Annotated in this window: 5 protein-coding genes; all 5 read left to right on the top strand. The window is 72.2% G+C overall.

Translation table 11 applies throughout. The features are described from left to right. Positions 1-50: 50 nt before the first annotated feature. The 5 genes from ACFU6K_RS33790 to ACFU6K_RS33810 all read left to right on the top strand — a co-directional run bounded on the left by ACFU6K_RS33790 (position 51) and on the right by ACFU6K_RS33810 (position 3,617). Complete coding sequence (locus ACFU6K_RS33790) at positions 51-542, top strand: hypothetical protein (protein WP_380669610.1); 492 nt, start codon at positions 51-53, stop codon at positions 540-542. Positions 543-711: 169 nt separating this feature from the next. Beyond that, complete coding sequence (locus tag ACFU6K_RS33795) at positions 712-1,008, top strand: hypothetical protein (protein ID WP_380669612.1); 297 nt, start codon at positions 712-714, stop codon at positions 1,006-1,008. After that, positions 1,005-2,327 carry a WXG100 family type VII secretion target gene (locus ACFU6K_RS33800; RefSeq protein ID WP_380669614.1) on the top strand — a complete coding sequence of 441 codons (1,323 nt, stop codon included), beginning with the start codon at positions 1,005-1,007 and terminating at the stop codon, positions 2,325-2,327. Before ACFU6K_RS33795 ends, ACFU6K_RS33800 begins: the two co-directional genes overlap by 4 nt. After that, entirely contained in the window at positions 2,320-2,991 is a 672-nt protein-coding gene (locus tag ACFU6K_RS33805; RefSeq protein WP_380669616.1) for a hypothetical protein, read from the top strand. The genes ACFU6K_RS33800 and ACFU6K_RS33805 overlap by 8 nt, the downstream gene beginning before the upstream one ends. After that, on the top strand, positions 2,988-3,617 hold the full coding sequence (locus ACFU6K_RS33810; protein ID WP_380669618.1) for a hypothetical protein: 630 nt from the start codon (positions 2,988-2,990) through the stop codon (positions 3,615-3,617). Before ACFU6K_RS33805 ends, ACFU6K_RS33810 begins: the two co-directional genes overlap by 4 nt. The last annotated feature ends 59 nt before the right edge of the window (positions 3,618-3,676 follow it).

The raw sequence follows: 3,676 nt of genomic DNA on the forward strand, positions 1-3,676 counted from the left end.
CGTCGGACGTGCCGACGCCCCGCCCCGGACGCTTCGCTACGGTGTCCCCCATGACGGACCCCCGACCACACCACTACCGCTTCGTCCACCGCGAGCTGGCCCGCCAGGTGCTGGAGTTCGGCCCGCGCGTGGCCACCCCGACCCCGGACGGCGGCAGCCTGCTGCCCGTCGTCACCCAGATCTGGGACGACCTCGGCAGCACCCTGCCGCCCGAGGACCGCCTGCCCGACCACGGCCTCGACTGCCGCCACCTGTCGGTCGACGGCCACCACATGCTGCTGGTCACCCTGCCCACCCCGGTCGGCGCCACCGAGGCCCACTTCGTCGCCGCCGTCCAGCCCAAGGGCGCCAGGACCGTCCGCTACGTGACCCTGGAGCACGCGTTCAGCCCCTTCGACGGCAGCCCCGGCACCGTCCTCGGCGAGTGGACCGCCGAGAGCCACCTCAACCACGGCCCGGGGCCCTCCCCCGTCGCCGAGCTGTTCGTCACGGCGGTGGTGCGGCTCGTCACCCCGAAGAAGCGCGGCTTCTGGCGCCGCTGAGACCGACCGTACGTGTACGCCTCAGAGCTGGGCCGCCGACGTCAAGAAGGCGTCGACGGCCCGTAAAGGTCCCGTAACGACCGCCTCCGGTTCCGACCGTGACGATCTCTCCCCCGTCGGCTGGAGCTATGCTCGCCCGGTCCGACAATCGACGCATCGGGGGGCGAAAGTGTCCGACTTCAAAGTCAGTACCGAATTCCTCGCAAAACTGGCCCAAGACCTCAAAGGGTGTGCCGACGAACTCGACCAGGGCCTCAAGGCCTTCGAGGCGGCCGGCCACACCGGCACCGGCTTCGACTTCCTGGACGAGGCCTGCGGGCACTTCAAGGACAAGTGGCAGTTCGGCCTGAAGAAGGTCCGCGAGTGCGTCAAGACCCTGGACGAGGGCCTTGAGCAGGTGCAGAAGAACTACGACGGCACCGAGCAGAGCATCGTCAAGGTCCTCGCCCCGGCGGGGCAGTCATGAGCGCCCCCACGCCGCCGGCGCCCGACTGGTCCGGCCTCGGCTTCAACCCCACCCCCGGCGACTCCGCCGCCGTCACCGCGCTCAGCACCAGCCTGCGCCGGGTCGGCCAGCACCTGACCGGCGTGCACACCACGCTCTCCCAGATCTCCGACAACGAGGGCCAGTGGACGGGTGAGGCCGCCAAGAAGTTCGCCGAGCAGTTCGGCAAGCTCCCCGGCTACCTCCAGGACGCCGCCGACTCGATCACCTCGGCCTACACGGCGCTCGACGTCTGGTACAAGGCGCTGACCGAACACCAGCCCAAGGCCGCCGAGTTGGCCGCCTCCGCGGTCGCCGCCAAGAAGAAGAAGGACGAGGCGGACAAGGCCCACAGCGCCGCGGCCGCCGCCCCCGACCTCCAACTGGCCGGCCGCTCCTACCCCGACGACGCCAGCCTCGCCGCCGCCGAGCAGCGCTACAACACGGCGAAGAACCACCTGGACTCCGCCGCCTCCCTGCTCACCAGCGCCTCCAACGAGCTGGCCGGCCTCCAGAAGCAGGCCCACGAGCTCGCCGGGACCCACAAGTCGGACGCCCAGAAGACGGCCGAGGCCGTCCGCAAGGCCGCCGACAGCAAGGCCCCGCCGGAGCCGGGCATGCTCAGCAAGATCGGCAACTGGTTCAAGAACCACGGCGGCGACCTGCTGACGGTGGCCTCCGGCATCTGCGGCGTCGCGGCCATCTTCTGCCCCGCGTTCGCCCTGCCCGCCATCCTGCTGAGCGTCGGCGCGGCGGGCCTGCACGCCAAGCAGTACGGCATCAAGGGACTGATGCCGACCAGCATGGCGAACCTCGGCAACGACCTCACCCTGGCCGGCGACCTCCTCGGGGCCCTCCCCGGAGGCGCCCTCCTCAAGGGCGGGGTCACCGCGTTCAGGGGCGCCCGCGCCGCCGAAGGCGGGGCCAAGGCCGTGAGCGCCGGGGCCAAGGAGATCCGCGTCGCCGCCCGGGCGATGGACCCGGCCAACCCGGTCTTCACCACCGCGATCGAGAAGCCCGCCATGAAGCTCGGGCTCTCCAAGGCCGCCGCGATGAACGTCTCCGACGGCGTGCAGGCGGCCAGCGGGGTCGCGCTGACGGCCCCCACCGCCGCCGGCCTCTTCACCGACAACCCGAGCCCGGGGCTGAGCGCCGCGGTCAACTACACCACCGGCGGCGGCACCGCGCTCAACGGTGCCGGCGGCGCCATCGGCGGCAGCGGCAAGGGCCGGATCCTGCCCGCGCTGCTCGGCGGCGGCAGCGCGATCGTCACCGGTGTCTGGGGAGTGGGACATGACTGACACGACCGCGCCGTCCTTCTGGCTCTCCCTGCCCGAGGGGTTCACCGGCATCGACCTGGCCGAGGACCCGGGCGACCGGATGAGCCGGATCGTGGACGGGCTCGACGGGCTCACCGACGCCGGTCCGGAGCAGAAGCTCGGCATCGCCGTCTCCGCCGAACTCGCCCTCCAGGCGCAGCTGCGCGAGGGGGCGGTGCACGTCTCCAACTGCCTGGTGCAGACCGAGGAGGGCGAGATCGTCCAGGGCGTGTTCAGCCTGTACCTGCGCGAGCAGGAGCAGGGCGCCCCGGGCGGCTACCCCCAGCGCGTCGCCCGGGAGCTCGCGACCGCCTGGCCGGACGCCGACGTCGAGGTCCTCGACTTCCCGCTCGGCCGGGCCGCCGTGACCGTCCGCGACCTGGCCGTGCCCGTGTCCGGGACGGCCTACGGCCTGCCGGGATCGGGCGTCACCACCGTCCGGCAGCTGGAGGCCCTGTTCGCGCACCCGTGGAGCCCCCACGTGCTCGCCGTCGTCTTCTCCACCCAACACCTGGACTACTGGGACGGCTGGTCGGTCCTGGTGGGCGCCGCCATCAGCGGGATCTCCTTCTACCCCCCGCTGAACGAGACGTCGAACGCCCTGCCGCCCGAGCGGCAGGACAACATCCGGAAGGCCTTCGGGTGACGATCGCCCAGCCCGACCAGGGCATCCAGAGCGGGTCCCGCCGACTCGGCGGGGCCCTGGCCCTCATCGCCGTCACCACGGCGGTGCTCGTCGGCGTCATCGCGCTGGACGTCTACGTCAACTCGTTCCTCGCCGCGGTGGTGGGGCTCGCCTACCCGCTGGTCGTGCTGTACGCGTTCGCCGTGCGCCGCGACGCCGACAGCAACCCCCGGTTCCGGAAGAACATGGTCGCCTGGGGCCTGGGCATCTCCGTCGTCGGCTTCGTCGCGTACCTGGCCGGCACCGAGGCCTGGGCGAACCTGATCCTGGGTTCGGGGCGGACCGTGCGGGCCGTGGTCGTCGACGAGAAGGTCACCGACGCGCTCCACGGCACCGGGCGGGCGTACAGCCTGGCCTCCACGGAGCTGAACGACGACGTGCCGGGCGGCCCGCTCACGGAGAACTCCCCGCGGTTCAAGCGCGGCCAGGTGATCACCGTCCGGATGGACCCGGCCGGGCGGGTCGCCCCCAAGCTCCCCGGCGAGGCCGACTCCTCCGCCTACCTGCTGGCGTTCCTCGGCTGCAACGTCCTGATCGACGGCACCGTGCTCTGGTCGGTGCGCCGGCCGAAGGAGTCGTCCGCCTGAGCCGGCCGGTCACCTGAGCCGTCCGTCTCCCGCCCCGGATGCCCGGGGCGGGAGACGGA

The organism is Kitasatospora sp. NPDC057512, assembly GCF_042802135.1.
In the GTDB taxonomy this organism is placed as follows: Bacteria; Actinomycetota; Actinomycetes; order Streptomycetales; family Streptomycetaceae; genus Kitasatospora.

Bases quoted from the DNA above. Each gene is read 5' to 3' on its own strand.
- ACFU6K_RS33790 (WP_380669610.1), top strand. From the start codon at position 51: ATGACGGACCCCCGACCACACCACTACCGCTTCGTCCACCGCGAGCTG.
- ACFU6K_RS33800 (WP_380669614.1), top strand. From the start codon at position 1,005: ATGAGCGCCCCCACGCCGCCGGCGCCCGACTGGTCCGGCCTCGGCTTC.
- ACFU6K_RS33805 (WP_380669616.1), top strand. From the start codon at position 2,320: ATGACTGACACGACCGCGCCGTCCTTCTGGCTCTCCCTGCCCGAGGGG.